This is a genomic window from Glaesserella sp., assembly GCF_041817755.1.
Taxonomy (GTDB): Bacteria; Pseudomonadota; Gammaproteobacteria; order Enterobacterales; family Pasteurellaceae; genus Glaesserella.
In genome coordinates this window covers 1-18,532 of the sequence record NZ_JBGYBX010000051.1, presented here as the reverse complement: position 1 = coordinate 18,532, position 18,532 = coordinate 1, and the positions used below count along the sequence as shown (strand labels likewise).

Sequence of the window (18,532 nt, the reverse complement as noted above, 5' to 3'; positions counted from 1 at the left end):
TGGAAGATTTTATTGTCCGCCTGCAAATTTGCCCGGGCAAGCGCCGGCTCAATCACCATTTTATAGCGGGTGCGGGCAAAGCCGGTTTCACCTTGCACGAAGGCAGTCACAATCCCGTTTACGTAACGCACCGGCTCAGCGCCTTGCCAGAAGGTGAGGGTGGCATGGTTATCCAGAATCTCGGCAAAGGCAGGGGAGGAATCAAAGCTGGCCAGTTCGAGTTCAAGGCGAAACAGGCGGGAAAGTCCTTCGGTGAAAACGAAACTCACCACATCAAACTCGGCGCGGTTGTTTAGGGTGAGGCTATAGCGGTAATCGGATTGGGCTGCCATGGGTGTTCCTTTTTATCGAAAAATCTTGTGTGTTTCTGACCGCACTTTTAAAAGTGCGGGAGATTTTTTTATGTTACTTTGCGTAAATGTTTAACGCTATTGTGCGTTTGGTTCGTCTTGCTCATCGTCGATATATTCCATATCAAAATCTGGCTCTATGTCATATTTCGGCGGGCGACGAGTGTCAATTTCGGTATCCAATAACTCTTTCGGTAAACTAAATCCGCTTAACACTCCAGTTTTGAATGGATTATCGCCATCGGTTTCAAGACGATAGTTAATTGAGCCGCCATTGATTTTGAAAGTCAAATTAACACCCGAGCCTGAAGGTCTGCTTTGTGCCGCATCAATTAATTTAAATAGCGACCATTCGCCCGTACGACGTAAGGTGTTGCTTTCACCCGTAGTAGTAATGAGTGTTAAACTACTTTCCACATCGCGCCGTGTAGTATTCGGCCAGATTAAATGGCTTTGCGCAGCATTTTCATGGCTGTATTTTACGATTTGTCCATCAATATTTAAGCTTGATGCGGCAAACTTACCCGATAAGCCTAGCGGTCTTAAATTAAAGGATACGCTGATGTTTCCTGATGCATCAAAATACGCCCGTTGGATACGTTGCAAATCGTCAAGTACGGTAAAAAATTCGGGAGAAATGACACTTTCGCCGTTTAATATTGATAATTCCGCATTATCTTCCAAGATAAATTTGATATAGTCATCATAGAATTTTTGAATGCGTCCTTGTGGTCCGAAGAAATTACGGAAATCATCCAAGGATATTGATTGTTGTGCGCTTTGATTTAACGGGTATTTACCTGCGATTCGGCTTTTATAGAAACTATATACATCACGGTTCCACATAGCGTTGATTTCTTTCAACGCAGTACGCAATTCAATATTCCATGCTTCATCAGCAATGACATTGAGGTGTGTTGCTAGTGGTTCGGCTACTTCGTTCGCTAAACGTTTTAAATCTACCGTTGGGTTTGTCCGTTCAAGATTTAATTCCGATATGATAGCTTTTAAGGCGCTTTGTGATGGATCAGCTGAATTTTGAATTGTTTGTAGATAGAACTTCAACTCACTCAATTTTTTCATGATGATTTCCATCTGTGCAGGTGCATCACCGTTCGCTTTGCCCACATTGGTTAACGGTGCAAAACTTTGCGTAATTTGCAGTGCGGCTAATTGAGCTGGCGTTGTGATATTATTTTTCTCGCCTTCTTCAATGCTTGCTTGAGAAAGAGAGGGGAAAATTTCACTATTTTTTTCAACCGTGTTAAGCATTTTTTGTAATGGTTTTTCAGTCCCAGTTAGCGCATCAAGTACATCTATGGCATGGTGTAAATCCATAAAATTCACGATTTCTAAATTATTCAAGCCTTCTTGCCAAGTATTGATGTAATCGGCAATATAACGCTCTTGGATTTCGGCGGACAATTGTTCGAGATCTTCTTTTGAATAATTAATAGTTTCTTGTTTACCTAATACCCACGCATCAATCGCCGCAAGTTGCAAGAGAGAATCGGCTTTCGGCAAATAAAAATCTTTATATGCCCAATCAGTAAAGAGAGGGCTTAACAATGTACCAGAACTGCTGATATTCTTATCTTTAAAGAAGAACGGATCGTCATTCTTCGGTTGCTCGTCCGTTTTAAATATTGTATTAAAGGTTGAACCAATTTCCGCTTTTAAGTCGGTAGCAGGGCTAAGTTCAGTGTTAGCTAACACTTTGAAATTCTGATAAACCCGGTCTGCCAACGGCAATGTGCCAAATTCTTGTTGCTTTTGTGCAATCGTTTTGTCAAACACGCTTAAATCAGGATCAACATGTTGCATTGCATAAGAAAAATGCGCCATTAATTGACGTTGAATATCGGCGCTTTTCGGATAGGTTTTTTGCAAATAGGTGGTCATCCATTGTTCCGGAATCGCCGCTTTACGGTTTTTCATATCATCAATCATGCGATAAACACGCAATAATTCCAAACCTTCGGGGCTATTTTCGGGCAAGTTTTCCATTTGTTCAATTAAGCCCATGGCAATTTCTGGCAAGAAACGTTCGCCTAAGAATTTTTGATAGGCAAGACTGACTTTGCTGCCGACTTTTTTACCTTGGTATAAACCAAAATCTTCAATCACAGGCAAGGCTTTTTCATAATCGCCATAAGCAAAAGTACCTTGACGTAGCATATTCAATGGTTTTAGCAAGTTGCGACCAGTTGGATCCATGGTCTGGCTGATTTGCATGTTATTGAATTCATTAGTAATTTTTAGAACTTTATTGGAAATAGCTTGGTTTTTGTAATAATAGGTTTGCCAAACGGTTAATAAAGCAACGGCGCAAACACCGATAGCGGTGGCGCTTAGCATAAATTTACGGCGGTGACGTTTCATTTCTTTTTCGTTATCACTCACTAAGCCCGCTTCAGGATAAATAATATTTTTAAAGAAGTCGTGGGTAAAGAAGGTGCGTTGTGGTTTCTCACCAATATAACTTGGCACCACATAAGGCAAATCAAACTGCTTAGAAATAGCGGTTTGATAGAAATCCATCGGTACGCCTTGCTGGAAAATAGAGGAGAAGTAAATGCCTCTTGCATAAGGTGTGGTGGTGAAGCGATCGCTTTCCAATACATCGCTGATAAATTGCAGCAGAATATCTCTCATGCCTGATAATTGACGGGCATACATATACATTGCTTCACGTTCGTCTTGTGAGATTGTAACCGCCATTTTATCGAAGACCATTTCTTCAATTTCTTTCACGAATGCCGCATATTGTTCGGCGAATTCTTTTGTCCAGCCATCGATATTGTCATCAGTGTTTAATTGGAATGAGAAGCCGAGATTTTGATAGCGTTCGGATTGTTTTAAATCGTTATAGAACACATCAAAACCTTCGATAAGATCGGCTTTATTTAACACTACATAAACGGGAATACGCGCGCCGGCTTGTTCGGTAATTTCACGAATACGCGTTCTCAGAAGTGAAGCCATGGCCTGGCGATCGCTATGTTTTGAGCCGATTAATTTAGGGAGATCGAGCACTAAAACTACGCCGTTTAACGGACGATGCGGACGAGCTTTTCCGATCCAGGTTAATAAGTGGTTCCAAAGTCCTTGCGCAATTTTACCGTCGGGGTCTTGCTCGTTGGTTGTTTGTTCGATCATTTCGCCCGCGGGATCAATTAGAATGGCTTCGTCGCTTGCCCACCAATCCACTTGATATAAAGAATTGGCGCGCAAATAACGTTTTGATGTTCTTTCTACCGCAGTTAGGGTGAATTTTTGGTTGGAACGGTTAATAAAGCTTGTTTTGCCTACGCCGTTAAAACCGATGACGATATACCATGGGAATTGATATATATAGTTTTTATCTGCAATACGTTCTTTCAGTGCGATTGCCATTAAATTAAGACTTTCTTCTTGATCCTTAATATAGGGCAAAATAGCATCTTGTTCTTCTTGCGTTTTTTCCAGTTGGTTTTTCTCTTTAGCCAATTTGCTGTTTTTTAGTTGTAATTTTAAAATCGCAACGATAGCTAAGGTAAGCAGTACAATTGCTGACATTAACATGCGAGAACCAAATCCAACACTTTGGGCAATTTCATAATCCCAGCCTTTGGTGTTGGTTAAACCGGTGAAACTCCAGGCTTTGCCATAAGTCCAGATTCCCACAAAAACGAAAATTAAGCAGAGCGTTAATAGCACTGGCATTGAATTTCTCAGATGTCTGAAAACAGAATGTACAAATTGGTGAACTGTTCCTAGTAATTGTCTTAAATATCCCATAGTCAGCCTCTAGTTAATTGATCTTTTAATTGACGTAATTGATTGAAAAAATTGTTATCCCAGTCTTCGATCGCATATTCTTTGCTATTTTTGAGTAATGTTTCCAACTCATTTAATGCGATAGACGTGATGTCTTCGTGAATAAAATAATTAATTTTGTCCAGCTGTAAATAGTAACGGGTACGAATATCCGTAGCGGCGTTTAACTCGTCATCAATAGCTTTTAAGACGGCAACGAATCCTTGTTCCTGATAAACTTGTTCAAAATTGACCGTACTTTGGTTTATCGCCATCGTTTTGTTATCGGTAGTGGTTAACCATTGTGCGACTTTTTCCGGCATAAAGGGTTCGCCGTTCTGAAATTTGGCGCGTTCAAAATGGTCGAATTTATCGACGAATCGTTTAGTGACCGTACGGATTGTATCTGCTACATCGTCCAATTTTAATGCGCGGCAACATTCCGCCGATAAATAGCTGCCTTCGATCCAATAAGGGCTGCTCACCACGGTTTTTTCGATTTTATTCAGCAATTCCAAACTTGGCACAGAATGCACAAATTCACGATAATCATGTAGCTTATCCGTTGCAATAGCCTGCATTGCAGTAATGCCTTGTTCGTTCATTTCCGGTAATTGCGTAATTCCGCGCCATAATCCGTAACGACGGCTGATATAGCCTAATATGGATGCCGGGTCGATTTCACATGTGGTGTCCGCCACTTGTAAATAAAATTGTTTTAGCTTGCGATCATTGGTGAGATCAAATGCGTTTACATCAGGAATATTTAGGTTTCCGGGCTGTGCTCGTGTTTGTGCCGTAGCCGGTGAATTTTCCGTGTTGATAGCTACCGGCGATTGCATTTGAGCTTGTTGCTCCGGTATGTCCGCCGTATCGCTTTGCGATTTTGTTGTCTGCGATTCCAGTTTGCGTGAAATTTTATTAAAAATCGTTTCAGCATCAGGCACGTAGCTTACTAAGTGCGGTGAAATTTCAGCAAGTTTTTTTGCAATTGCCTGATTTTGCTCATAAGAGAAATTCTCGCCATTTTTATTAAACGCATCTTCGATACGATTAATTACCAGCAAAATAGCTCTTGCTTTGAAGCGATCCACCGTTTGATTTTTTGACGGTTTCGGATAAGCATCAAATAAATATTTTTTGTTAAATTCTGCAAATAAAGTCAAAAAATCAATGAAATTTTCTCGGGCGTTTTTTTGTAACGAAGCATAGGCTAAGTATTGCAACACTTTATAATCTTTACAAACTTCCGTTAAATATTGAACGCAATTTGTAATTAAACCGTCCCAATCAATGGTGTCATGTTGCAACGAACCAAATTTCATAACTTGTTCGTCGATGGCGAAAAAGAGTTTTCCTTCTTCGTCGGGTAAGCCGATAGGCCGGTTTTCCGTTGTAATATCTTGCAATATGTTTTGATATTTCATTTTACCAACCGCATTCCTTTCTGATTGCCGCCACACGAGATGCTAATCCGTTGTTCTTAAACGTGTATTTTCGTTTTTCTTGTGGAATGATGATGTTAAACGAATCAATGTATAACATTGTTTTTAACTGTTGAATGGCATAAAGTCCGCGTCCGGCATCAAGCATATAACCGCGTTCGGCATTTTGCCAATCCACTTTAGATGCAGTTTTATTTGTCGTACTGTCCGCAATTTCGACATTGAGCGGATTTTTGGAAACCGGATCTTTCAACACAATTTGAAAACGGGTGATGTTATCTTTACAGGCGATATAAATTGCCGCTTGATCCTTTTCTTCGCTCGGCAAACCGATTTGTAATTCATTACTATCAATTTCTTCTGCATTGTCACTGTTTGCTAAAGCAAAAATGTCGCTGACAGTTTTGGGGATAACCGAATCAATGGATTTTGCATTAATATCTTGCGTACGAATAGGCGTTTCAAATAATTCATCAAAACATAATAAACGTTTTGCATTTGATTTTATTGCCGTGCATTGCTGTACTTGCGGATTATTTTTTAATTCATTATTCGCATCTGCTTGGGCAAAGGTGGTTACCATTGCCAATATTGAAAGAATAATGATATTTTTGTTCAAATCACATGTTTTATTGTGCATTTTTCTTCCCTAATCCATACTTTTGACATTTATGACTTAGCGTTCGTCTCGGTATCATTAATTGTTTGGCCGTTTCTTTTTTATTCCAATCGGATTGAATTAATGATTCATAAATTAAATTCTTTTCGTAGATATCCATCTTCCACGTTAAATTAATAGGGCTGCTCCAATCTTGTTGTGATAGTAATTTTTCGAGTTCTGTCGTATCGGTCAATAAATTCATATTATTCTGGTTATAGATGATATCTAGTAAAAATTTTAGCTGAGAAATATTCTCTATATTGGTTTTATTGATGATGTAAGATTTTACTTCATCACTTAACAAACTATTTGTACGGCCAAATTTTTGCGCATAGGCAGTAGTGAATTGTTCTAAAAATATTGCAATATTTTCTGTGTGTAATAATCTATTTTGTAATAAGTATTTTTCTTCAATCCAATGTTCAAACCAATTATCTGTTTTTTGTTTGTCTAACCAAAATTGTTGAGAAGCTAAAAATATAATTTTTATTTGTTTGTCTTTTATCTTTTCGTGAGAAAGTAGTGTTGTAAGTTTCTGTAATAAATGTGTATTTAAATATTCCATGTTATAAAAAATAATAGTTTCTTTGGCGTAATCTTTGATATCGTTAAATATGAGTTCAATTAATTTCTTGACCTCAAGTATATTGTTGATCTCAATTAAGTTAACTTCTTTTAATTTGACTAAATTTGCATTGCGTAATTGATGAATAATGTGAGCAAGATGCTTTTTTCCGTATCCTCGCTCACCGATAATCGCTAAAGTGCGGTTATTTTGAGCAAGGTTTATTAAGCGCCGTTTAAAGCGCTTACCTTGTGAACTTTCGTCAATCCAGTTAGTTTCAATATAAGCCTTTTGCAATTCTTCATAATGGTGAATATCGCCTTTATTTAGTTCTTGTATAAGATATAGATTTTGTTTTTCAAGCTGTTTATTTTTTTTATAGAGTAATTCCGTTTCGACAAAACTATCAATAACTAACCGGAGTTCTTCAATAAATAAGTGGTTTGTGAACAATTTATGATTTTCACTATTAAAAACCCATACGCCCATATTCTTAGCGGGAATTACTAAACAATAACCAAATACATTCCAGGTTCGGAAATATTGTTTAAAGCTAGAACTATCGGCATAAGAAATGATTTTATCAGAGACTATTTGTCTATTTTCTAAAAAACTTAATACGACAGGGTTGGCATAATCACTTTGTTTAAAACGGACACGAGAAGAAATATCAACCAGGTCTTTATTTACGCCATCATGAGCAAAATACGTTGCACGCAAACTGTCATAACAGTCGCTTAAGTAATTGATTATTTTATTTACCCTTTTGCTACTGTCATGAGTTTGAATAAGCGTTAATAATAAGGTTGATAATTTCATATAAAATTACTGTAATATCGTATTAATGTTCTCAATAATTTCGGATGAAGACGAATCCAGTAATATGCTGTAAATTATATATATTACAACAAAGAATGCACCAGCGCCCCAAAAGAGATATTTTATCGGAAGGGGTTTTTCAACCGAATAATCTTCTTCATAAATATGAAATTTATTATCTCTGAAGTAATCCGTTCCGCGGATTGGTCTTAATGTTTTTTGTAATTTAACTAGAGTATTCTGAATATTTTCTTTGCCGTGCGGTTTGTCTGCGTATTTTCCTTGAAAACCTAATGCTAAGCAAACATAGATAAATTCTAATAATTCATAATACTTTTCGGGTTCAAGCATTGTACGCGATAAAATAGAATAAAATTTTTCACCTCCCCAAGTTTCATTATGAAAATAGGCGAGTAAAGAACGTTCTCCCCACATAGAATTTTTACCCCAAGGCGTTCCCATGATAGCTTCGTCAATAAATGTACACAAACAATAGCGAAAAGAGAGTTGAAATGCGCTGTTATACTCGAGTATTTTCACTTTTTCTGAAATTGCAATTATCTCATTTTGCATACGGTTATAAAGCGTTGATATTTCGTCAAATTGAGTAATTTTTTTTGCTCGTAACGCCATACCCAACAATGGATTGGCCAATTCGATCAATGAATTGTACGTCTGTGTTTCTAATTTGAAATCATAGTCTATATCAAGATCCGTTTGTGTGACTTGCTCATAAAGGAGATCTTCTTTTTCTTTGATAATCGGCACGCTTGTAGTGATATTAATGCTTTCTACAGTCACATCGGTTGATGTAGAAGGATTATAAAATCGCGTTAATTCGTTTTGTTTCATGCGAGTGTTCCTCTAACGGCCCAGAATTCAATTTCTAAATCAGGATAATGACCTGCGACATGGAAACCGAACCCAGTAGATGCAGCCATGTTATCCCAATATTGAGATGTTTTATCTAATTGAAAATAAACAAACCCTGCGTGGTAAGGTAAATAGCGAGGAGCGACAGCTAATGCCTGCAATGGAATACCTGGTAACTGTAGGTGAATGAGTTTATTAATTTGCTCAATGCTTGAAATTTTCGTTTGATGAGCAAATTGTGTTCTCAGTGTATCCGGCGGTAAGTGTGCTTTCACGGCGATAATAAATTCGGCATTCTCATAAAACGATCTATCTTTTACCTGTGCGGTGTAGATACCGTATTGATGTGCGGTGACAGGTAATGGTAACGCTTTTGCGCTACTTACAACACTAAGATAGGATTTCACTGTCGTGTAAAGTGGTTCTAATGAGAGATGCGGCATTTCGTGAATATAATCGTAGAAACTATCGACAACACGTTCTTCAAGCACGAAAGTGGCAAGTTCACTATGCAGTGATGCCAATAATTCATACGCTTTGACCGGATGCGTCGTTGCCGATTTTGTCAATGACTTAAATAAAGGGAGTACTCGATTTAAGCTTAGTAGCATCAAAAAATCGTTTACATCTGCTACACCGGATTGCTCTGGTCTGCTCATTCTTGTTGCAATATTTTTTGTGCGTAACGATATTAAGTCAGTCAATTCAAGAAGCTTTGACATGAATTTTGGCAAAGCTCGAATATTCAATGCCGCAGGGTAAAATTCTTCATCTAAAGTAACTTGGTTTTCAAGACTGATGTCTTTAATGCGGGCAACCGGCAAAATCGCATAATTACTTAAATCTTCTGTTTCCAATTTAAGGAAATATTTATTTTTAATTAACTCAAGTTGAGCATAATTTCCCGATTCGCTATGTGTATCTTTCACTTCCGAGAAAACCAATTCACAACGGAAATCGGTTAATGATTGAATATCCGCATCATATTTCACTTCAGCACTACCTTCAATATGCAGAGGTAAGCATAAATAGACGACTTTTCCGATAGATGAACTTTCCAGTTTAAGCGGGGACGGTAAATCTTCAGTAACGGGTAAGTGAAAGAATGAGCCATCGGGCATCACCCCTTTACATTCGGAAAGGGAAATTTTGCCGAAAGAAAGATGTTGCAATTCAAAAGATAGTTTTTCAAAACCAAAGTTAAATGCGTTAATATCCAATAATTGTTTTAATTGGTCTGAGAAAAAACGACTTTCTTGCTGGAAGTGATGAGGGCGTATAAATAGCCCCTCTTTCCACAATACACGGTTTGTTATTGCCATGGAATTAATTATCCTTGTGAATTTCTACTTTGGAATCTAATACACGGATCAATAACGGATAGCTGTCACCGCCTTTAGGTTTCACTTGTACGATGCCTTTCCATTTACGGTTCTCATAGTTATTGTAGAGTGCAACAACACCTATATAATGTGTTTTTTCATTTAACGCCTCGACATCAACAAATCTAAATTGGTTTGGCGCAACGATTAAATCGATATTGGATATATAAGTTTTGCCTAAACTATCAGAAAAGTCATTGCCTCTGAAATCATCATAAGAGTTGCTTAAAAATACTGATTTATCCGTTAATTGGAATATTTTTAACATAACTGGCGTTGCGCGATAATCTGGTTTACCGATTTCTTGTTCAATGGCCTGGTTATCAGTAGAACTGTTGGCTCTTACATTTTTACCATAAGTTCTTTTTTCTAACTTCGGTCTGCTTTGTTCGGGAATTACAGTAAATCCTTCACCGATAAATTCTGGATTTTCTTCATCGGTAATCTCAGCGGTCATGTCATCTGAATCCGAATAGACATTGATATTGGCTCGATCTGTGGCATAAATAGACAATGAGTAAGTCGAGGCTTTTTCAAGTCTAGGATTGGTCTTAGGACCATCTGAAGAACATCCAAGAAGACTTGCTGTTATGAGGGGGAATAGGTATTTAATTTTCATAAGAGTTCTTTATTTGTAGTTAATAAAAAATAACGGATCTACGATATTGGTAATATCAAGATCTGGCTTTTTTGCACTGTTGGAAAGTGCAGTCCATTTTGATGGAGTTCTTTCTGTATATTCTACATCATTGAACTCAGCACCAAGAAATTCTGGTTGCATCGGTTCTTTCGTATTATTGTTAATAATAAGTGGTTCATAGGATTCAATATTTGTATTGATATATTCGTTTATTGTTTTCTGATAATGTCTGTCATGAATAGAATTTAGTATATCATATTTGGTTAATATAGCTTCTACATTTTTATCTTTAATTTCATTTTCTAATAAAGCTAAAGGGTCCAATACACCGTATCCAGCACTGGTATCCAATAACGCATAAGTACAGCTTTTTTCATTAAAATCAGATAATTCGTTTAGTTGATAAGGTTTATCTGATGAGAGTAAAATTGAGTTATCCATTGTGGTAACAATGCCATATAAATCATCTTGTAAATTAACATTGTCGCTTCTATCCGTATAAACTTTTACTCTTAAGTCGTAATTTCTAATTGAAATCGTATCTCCATCTTTTAATTGAATAATCCCATTTTGAGACAACGGTTTTTGCGAACCGTTAATAAAAATATGTAGACTGTGTGCAATTAAACAAAAATGTGATTGATAGAATATTATTTCGAATTCAACTTCATCAATGTCATTCTTAAGATTATTGATATACCAGTTGGCATGTTTTGCTGAACCGACAAATCCGCCGTTTTCATCAAATTGATGACGTGGAAAAGTACCTTTTTCCAGCATAGAGGCACTGGCAACCATTAATAAAAGGCGATGAGCTAAATTCTTTCTCATACTATGCTTGTCCTGTGATTGTTACTTTTTCCATTTGTATTTGTTTGGTTGGATCGGCATTTAACAATGTACTCCAACCAAGAAAACTCGATTGCTCATTTCCCAACATAAAATTTGATTGAGCTTTCGGGTGTAATCCCAAACAAAGATCATATGGCAACTGATCTTTTAATAAAAAGCGGATAATTTCTTTTAACTCTTGATATTTTTTTCCTGTAGGTAAAAACTGTTGAAATTGTTCAGTATCCAGATTGTGGAAGTTAATTTTAAATTTATTGGTAAATGAAGTGATGACACTCCCAATTACAAAATTATCGCCTAATTGCATATTTTTACTACCTAACTGATTGCGCTGTTCTTGATCAATAGTAATCAGTTGACGTCGGTGTTCGTCTATGGTAACAGTTTCTAAGTCAAAATAATGCTGAATAATTTCTGAAATGACTTTTGCTGTTCGTACATTGGACTGAATGATTCCAATGTAAAATAATAATTTACTCCAGTTTATATCGACCGCTGTAATATGTTTTCTATTTACACCGATTAATCCCAGAATTTTTTGAGAAAAGTCATCGGATACATTTTTTTTAAACTGGATATAATATTTATATTTCCGCCAAATTGAATGTAGTAAAGCAATTAAGTGATGGTTAAAAAAGTCCAAGTATGTAGTTTTAATTGTCTCTTGGTTGTGTGATTCATATGCAATTTCATTTAACACAGAACCTGGCAAAGGACCGATTGCACCTTGTAATCCTAAAAAATTCACCACAATATCAATTTGTGTTTGCATATCTTTTTCAATAATCCGAATTTTTTCTATGTCGCTGGTTGGAAAATTGATTTGCGGATTACTGGAAAATTGAAACAACGACTCTTCCATAAGTTGACTTTCAAGGTTTTCAATGTCAACACCATACTTTTTCGCTAAAATTTCAATTAGCTGATAAAAGCTAAAATCGATCAAACGATTTGCTGTAGTGCTACTTTGCGATCCCATTTGAATATCTCATTATTACTGCTATTAGTAACGATTAATTCGTGAAAGGAATTAATCGTGCCATATAATCGGAAAAATTCTGCTAATATAGTGCTAAATAAAAATACTTCGCCCTCACATAAAAACTTATCTCCGTCAATTTCAAGCGTAGATCTTAATCCGCGATAAATAACGCCTTTAATAATTCTATCCACCGGGCAAGTCTCAATTTTTCTAATTGCATCTAAGCGTTTTTTTGTTCTTCGTTCTGATTGCAAATCATAGATAGCGTTAAAATCATAAGCAAGTAACACTTCTTTTAATATGTCAAGATTACTTAATGAAACATAATTTAAGGAAAGATTCGATATTAGTTGCCATTGTAATGTACCACTTAAAGAAGGACGAATAGTTTCACAAGGACGTGTAATATTTTCAAATGTAATGTACGACGGTGTATCTTGCGATGGAATGCAAATATCACCAATACCTAAATATTCAGGTAAGTTCTTATTGGTACAAATTAAATTAAGAGAAATAGTTTCTCGTTCTTTCTTTTGAATTTCATCACCGCGCGATACAAAAGAAATGTAATGATCATAACCGTCTTCTTCTAGGTTTTCTTTTAAGCTGGCTTTGTAAAATACCGGTTCTTGAGTGTCAATCACATCATGAGAAAAAGACTCAAATCGAACGTATTCATATAAACGACTTTCTTGCCCGGCATGTTTGCCTGATTTTGTACCAGTGACGTGATTAATATCAAAAATCTCAAAATGTGAACGATTGACCCCTGACGGGATAACTGGGTAATGCATTCGTTTTCCGTCTAAATTGATCGGAATAGCATCATGAGAGAATAAGTTAATAATTGGTGAACAATAAAGAGTAAAGTCCGTTTTTCCCAAAGTTAAATCTTTTGGTAATGGGCGACTGAAACGAAATAATAATTTGAGCTCACTTTCTGAAATATTATCAAGATATCGATTCAAATTTTTCAATTTAAAGAAATAGAATTTTTTGGGGAAAAAGAAAAACTCTTGTATTAATCGATAGCCTTCAAAAGTATTTTTAGGGTAGGGGAGAAGATCGTCCTCACTTTCTAACCCTTGGCTTTGAATGCAATTCAGAGGCAATATAATCTCTTTATTTCCTGCTTTAACGCTAATTTTATCTAAGTAATTAAACAGCCATTGGTAGCAAGTCAAGGCATTATAATCACTACCAGATAAGTAAAATGACAGCTCATTGCATTGCAAAGATGCAAAGTCGGTTTCAGAAATATTTTCTAGTTGTAATTCGATGAGAGATGATCTTGATGTAACATTAGATTCGACCGAATTTAATACAATAGGGTAGACAGCCACATCCATAGTGGTTTGAAAACGGCAAGCGGTTCCATCAACAGGTCTGGATGAAACAAAAGTGCCTTTCGGAATCACGTGTTTTGTGGTGATTGCACGTTCTTTCGGATTAAAACGAAGAACAGCACTACTTGGCAAAGGACGTAAATAATTCGGCCAAAGCAACTGAATCATAGATTGCGTTAATTCAGGAAAACTGTCTTGAATTTTTTCTTTTAAACGTGCGGTCAAAAAAGCGAACGATTCTATAATACGCTCCGCCTCCGGATCGATAATCTCATCGGATAAAAAGCGAGAAAGATGAGGATGAATTTTGGAAAAATATTTCCCATCCTTCTTTAAAAAATCTAACTCAGCCCTAAAAATTTCCTTTAAAGACATTTACGTAACTCTAAACTTTTTATTAGCACTATCTAAAATAATATTTAATTCGGTTAATTCGTTTTTTTGTTTTAATAAAACAATACAAGTGAGCCTAAAATTGAGCTGTAATACATCGTAAGGATCGGGTATGTATTCAATACGAGAAATTTTTACTCTCGGCTCATATCTATCAATATTAGATCGAATATCGGTAATAATAGCTTGACTCAAACTGCGTGTTGTTGCTGTTGAGTCGTTAAAGTCTTTCAAGCCAAAATCGGGTGCACATAATGTGCACCCTTGTCTTGAATTTAATACTAATTCAATGTTTTTTTTCACCGAGCGAATTACTTCATTCACTACTTGGTGAGCTGTTTTCCGTACAATCGAATCTGTATTATTAGAGACGGATGTTAAACGATTCCAAAAACTCACAATGAATTAAACCGTCTATTTATCTTCCAAATCCAAGCGCCCCACAAGAGACAAATCGAAGCTTGCTCCCATGTATTTAAAGTGCGGACGTACAGATAATGACACTTTGTACCAACCCGGTTCTCCTTCTACATTAGAAACGGAGACTTTCGCTGCTCGTAACGGGCGGCGACTACGCACTTCAGCCGGCGGATTTTCTTGGTCTGATACGTATTGTTTTAACCATACATTTAGTTCACGTTCAAGATCTTGACGCTCTTTCCACGAACCAATTTGTTCGCGTTGCAGTACTTTCAAATAATGAGCTAAGCGGTTCACGATGAACATGTAAGGTAATTGTGTACCAAGACGATAATTAGTTTCCGCTAATTTACCTTCTTCCGTGTTTGGAAAACGTTTTGGCTTTTGAATTGAATTTGCCGAGAAGAACGCAGCATTATCACTACCTTTACGCATTGTTAATGGAATGAAACCTTCATCCGCTAATTCAAATTCTTTGCGATCGGTAATTAACACTTCAGTTGGAATTTTAGCCTGTAATTGACCGAACGATTCAAACAAATGAACGGGCAAATCTTCCACCGCACCACCGCTTTGCGGACCGATAATATTCGGACACCAGCGATATTTTGCGAAACTGTCAGTGATTTTTGACGCCATTAAGAACGCAACGTTACTCCATAAGTAATTATCGTGTTCGCCTGAAATGGTTTCGCGATAATTAAATGTTTTTGTCGGGTTTTCTACCGGATCATAGGGTAAACGAGATAAGAAACGCGGCATAGTTAATGCAAGATATTTTGAATCTTCAGATTCACGCAAAGCACGCCATTTCGCATAACGCGGACCTTCAAAAATATCTTTCACTTCCTTAATTTCAGAAAGTGAGGCATAACTGTCTAAACCGAAAAATTCAGGGCCGGCAGCTGAGATAAACGGCGCATGAGACATTGCACCAACAGAAGATACGTATTGCAGTAATTTGATATCTGGCGATGACGGTGTAAAGGTATAGTTACCAATAATTGCAGCTACTGGTTCACCACCAAATTGACCGTAGTTTGCAGAATAAACGTATTTATATAGACTACTTTGCGTAATATCTGTGGCAAATTCGAAATCGTCAAGTAACTCTTCTTTGGTTACGTTTAAGATTTCGATTTTAATATTTTCGCGGAAATCGGTACGATCAACCAAAAGTTTCAAACCACGCCATGCGGATTCAAGTTCTTGCACCTTTTCATTATGCAAAATTTCATCCACTTGATGACCAATTTTTTCATCAAGTTGGACGATCATTTCATCGATCAAATTTTTATTGACTACAGTATCCGCATTATCGCTTTTCAACATTTCAGAAATAAATTCAGCAACACCGCGTTGTGCGATACTATAATCCTCATTCTCTGGTTTAAAACGGGTTTGTTCCAATACTTGGTCAAGCAAACTGGTTGTTTGTGTTTGTTGTGACTGAGTCGACTGTTTTTCAGCTGTCATATTTCTTTCCTACTATTTTTCACTATCTAAAATAATAGCTAATTCTTTTTCTAACGATTCTCTTGCATCTCTATTTGCAATTAACTCCTGCAATTTATTACGAAATGCAGGAATATTGCCCATCGGGCCTTTTAATGCTAAAAGTGCTTCGCGTAATTCCAATAGTTTATTCAGTTGCGGAACCTGTTTCGCAATATTGTCCGGATTGAAATCTTCGATACTTTCAAATTTCAAACTCACGTTAAGATCTTGATCTTTCGCATCGTCTTCCAAGCGATTAGGAACAGTAACGTCGATACTTAATTCAGATTGTTTCATTACCGCATCAAACGTATGTTTATCAATAGAGACCGTTTCTCTTTCTTCTAAGCTAGTCTCTTCCCGGGCACCTTTGAAATCACCGGTGACCAATAATTTTAACGGTAATTCCACTTCGCTTTGTTGATCACCTGTTGCAGGTGTGTATTTAATGTTAATTCGCTCTTTTGGTGCGACTGAACCGTTTTTTGACATACAAGATCCTCTATATGAAATGAAAAAATAAATTAGCCAATGATTGTTAAACGCTCATCACCTTCAACAATAACTCCGCCATGTCCGGTCGCACTACCCGTAATTGCAACTGGAATACCGTTAATCGTAAATAAGCTGCTTCCTGTTGTAATGACATCCATACCATTACCACATTGGCATTTATCTCCGACAATGGCGACAGGTACGCCATTAATGGTCGGACGATTAGTGCTTTCGACTACAATATTCCCATTGGTGTGTTCCGGACAGGTATTTTTATGTCCATGCAATGCAATTTTTGCCATCTTATCCTCAGACTTACAAATAACTTGAGTTTTTGTCATTATAACTCTTTATAATGTAAAAAATCAAAGAATAGATTCTCTAAATAATTCAATACCAATATATTCACAATATTATAGTTAACGGAGTCCTGAGAAAGTTTTTCAGGACGCTAAGGTTGGAGGTTTAATCTCTATATAATATTTAGCACTATTTACTTAATTGTCCAAAATAGCTTTCACCTCCCCAAAAAAGCATGAAAGTATGCTGCTTCGGTACTTTCTGTATAATACGACGGAATACGGTTTGATGGTATTATAGAAGTTGATAAATCGAATCAGCTCACGTTTGTGGTATTTACAGCATCTGTAAACTGGATTATATCAAAATGCATCATTTCACCGAGGTAGCTTTTGTTATAATATTTTGCCTACTTTTTAAGCCGCCTATGAATAGCTAGCTCAATCTTTGCAAGTCAGCTGATGCTGTAAGAAACTTGTTTAAAATGGTGATTGATACTTTTGGTCGGAGAAAGAAGATTTTACCGCGCGAGTTTTAATACGGCATAAATCGCCGGATGAGAACCGCTATAGTGCAGAGCAATGGGAGTGGCGTTTTTTATACTATACGTGTTCCTCAAATCTTTTTTCGGACGTAGAGAAGTAATTTAGTCTTTATTATGGATTTTTGGCAATTTTTTGCCAGAAAATGAAGAAAAATGGGAGTTTTGAAAAAAACTTTTTGAAAGGAATTTTTTGCTTGCTATAGTTAGCCCGTCTTCATCTTCAAGAAGACGGCAAAACATTTTAAATAATCAAATAATATTAGGAGAATACCTATGCCAACACCAGCGTTTATTTCAATCGAAGGTAGTAATCAAGGCAATATCACTGCCGGTGCATTTACTGAAGATTCTGTAGGTAACGTATATGTTGAAGGTCATGAAGATGAAATCATGGCGCAAGCAATCAGTCACGTTGTGACAGTACCGACGGATCCGCAATCAGGACAACCATCAGGTCAACGTGTACATCAAGCATTCAAATTTACTTGTTCATTGAACAAAGCTGTTCCATTGATGTATAACGCATTAGCATCAGGTGAAATGTTACCGAAAGTAGAAATTACATGGTTCCGTACATCAATTGACGGTCGTCAAGAAGAGTTCTTCTCTACAGTCTTGGAAGACGCCATAATCGTTGATATGAACTTAGTCATGCCAAACGCACAAGATCCAAAAAATGCACCTTATACTCAATTATTGGAAGTGAGCATGAGTTATCGTAAAATTAATTGGGATCATACGATTTCCGGCACATCGGGTTCAGATGACTGGCGTAAACCGCAAGTTTGATTTCTATGATTTAACGAATATGAAAACCCTGAGTCTATCTTGGGGTTTTTGTATTTTAATTTGATAAATAAACTAGGGCAATAATCATTACCGCAAATTCGGATACAACATTCTAGGAATGTAATATAAAAAATTTTGCACAAAAACACTTGAAAAACTCACCGCACTTTTAAGAAGGTCGGTCAAAAGCACACAAGATTTTTCGATAAAAAGGAACACCCATGGCAGCCCAATCCGATTACCGCTATAGCCTCACCTTAAACAACCGCGTCGAGTTTGATGTGGTGAGTTTCGTCTTGCAAGAAGGACTTTCTCAGCTCTTTCGCCTTGAACTCGAACTGGCCAGCTTTGATTCCTCCCCTGCCTTTGCCGAGATTCTGG

At 36.8% G+C, this 18,532-nt stretch carries 16 protein-coding genes; 1 reads left to right on the top strand and 15 read right to left on the bottom strand.

What is annotated here, in order from left to right:
- The 15 genes from ACEYKX_RS07650 to ACEYKX_RS07580 all read right to left on the bottom strand — a co-directional run.
- Positions 1-332, bottom strand: a 332-nt coding sequence (locus ACEYKX_RS07650) for a contractile injection system protein, VgrG/Pvc8 family (RefSeq protein WP_373780694.1), incomplete at its 3' end; no start/stop codon positions are given.
- Positions 333-428: 96 nt separating this feature from the next.
- On the bottom strand, positions 429-4,130 hold the full coding sequence (gene tssM, locus ACEYKX_RS07645) for a type VI secretion system membrane subunit TssM (protein WP_373780693.1): 3,702 nt from the start codon (positions 4,128-4,130) through the stop codon (positions 429-431).
- A 2-nt stretch (positions 4,131-4,132) separates the two neighbouring features.
- Positions 4,133-5,575, bottom strand: coding sequence for a type VI secretion system protein TssA (gene tssA / locus ACEYKX_RS07640; protein WP_373780692.1), 1,443 nt, complete (start codon positions 5,573-5,575; stop codon positions 4,133-4,135).
- A 1-nt stretch (position 5,576) separates the two neighbouring features.
- Complete coding sequence (locus ACEYKX_RS07635; protein WP_373780691.1) at positions 5,577-6,233, bottom strand: type VI secretion system-associated protein TagO; 657 nt, start codon at positions 6,231-6,233, stop codon at positions 5,577-5,579.
- On the bottom strand, positions 6,223-7,638 hold the full coding sequence (locus ACEYKX_RS07630) for a helix-turn-helix domain-containing protein (RefSeq protein ID WP_373780690.1): 1,416 nt from the start codon (positions 7,636-7,638) through the stop codon (positions 6,223-6,225). The genes ACEYKX_RS07635 and ACEYKX_RS07630 overlap by 11 nt, the downstream gene beginning before the upstream one ends.
- Before the next feature lie 6 nt (positions 7,639-7,644).
- Positions 7,645-8,490, bottom strand: a complete 846-nt coding sequence (gene icmH, locus ACEYKX_RS07625) for a type IVB secretion system protein IcmH/DotU (protein WP_373780689.1) — start codon at positions 8,488-8,490, stop codon at positions 7,645-7,647.
- On the bottom strand, positions 8,487-9,833 hold the full coding sequence (tssK, locus tag ACEYKX_RS07620) for a type VI secretion system baseplate subunit TssK (protein ID WP_373780688.1): 1,347 nt from the start codon (positions 9,831-9,833) through the stop codon (positions 8,487-8,489). Before tssK ends, icmH begins: the two co-directional genes overlap by 4 nt.
- A gap of 4 nt (positions 9,834-9,837) precedes the next feature.
- A complete protein-coding gene (gene tssJ / locus ACEYKX_RS07615) occupies positions 9,838-10,512 on the bottom strand; it encodes a type VI secretion system lipoprotein TssJ (protein ID WP_373780687.1) in 675 nt (224 codons plus the stop codon).
- Positions 10,513-10,521: 9 nt separating this feature from the next.
- Positions 10,522-11,364: a hypothetical protein gene (locus tag ACEYKX_RS07610; RefSeq protein WP_373780686.1), complete on the bottom strand. Its 843-nt coding sequence runs from the start codon at positions 11,362-11,364 to the stop codon at positions 10,522-10,524.
- 1 nt (position 11,365) lies between these two features.
- Entirely contained in the window at positions 11,366-12,364 is a 999-nt protein-coding gene (tssG, locus tag ACEYKX_RS07605; RefSeq protein WP_373780685.1) for a type VI secretion system baseplate subunit TssG, read from the bottom strand.
- Positions 12,328-14,088 carry a type VI secretion system baseplate subunit TssF gene (gene tssF / locus ACEYKX_RS07600; protein WP_373780684.1) on the bottom strand — a complete coding sequence of 587 codons (1,761 nt, stop codon included), beginning with the start codon at positions 14,086-14,088 and terminating at the stop codon, positions 12,328-12,330. The genes tssG and tssF overlap by 37 nt, the downstream gene beginning before the upstream one ends.
- Positions 14,089-14,505 (bottom strand): type VI secretion system baseplate subunit TssE, encoded by a 417-nt coding sequence (gene tssE / locus ACEYKX_RS07595; RefSeq protein WP_373780683.1) that lies wholly within the window; start codon positions 14,503-14,505, stop codon positions 14,089-14,091.
- A 15-nt stretch (positions 14,506-14,520) separates the two neighbouring features.
- On the bottom strand, positions 14,521-16,002 hold the full coding sequence (gene tssC / locus ACEYKX_RS07590; RefSeq protein WP_373780682.1) for a type VI secretion system contractile sheath large subunit: 1,482 nt from the start codon (positions 16,000-16,002) through the stop codon (positions 14,521-14,523).
- A 12-nt stretch (positions 16,003-16,014) separates the two neighbouring features.
- Positions 16,015-16,515: a type VI secretion system contractile sheath small subunit gene (gene tssB / locus ACEYKX_RS07585; RefSeq protein WP_373780681.1), complete on the bottom strand. Its 501-nt coding sequence runs from the start codon at positions 16,513-16,515 to the stop codon at positions 16,015-16,017.
- 32 nt (positions 16,516-16,547) lie between these two features.
- Positions 16,548-16,859, bottom strand: a complete 312-nt coding sequence (locus tag ACEYKX_RS07580; RefSeq protein ID WP_373780680.1) for a PAAR domain-containing protein — start codon at positions 16,857-16,859, stop codon at positions 16,548-16,550.
- 776 nt (positions 16,860-17,635) lie between these two features.
- Here ACEYKX_RS07580 and ACEYKX_RS07575 point away from each other — a divergent pair.
- Positions 17,636-18,151: an Hcp family type VI secretion system effector gene (locus ACEYKX_RS07575; protein WP_373780679.1), complete on the top strand. Its 516-nt coding sequence runs from the start codon at positions 17,636-17,638 to the stop codon at positions 18,149-18,151.
- Positions 18,152-18,532 lie beyond the last annotated feature (381 nt).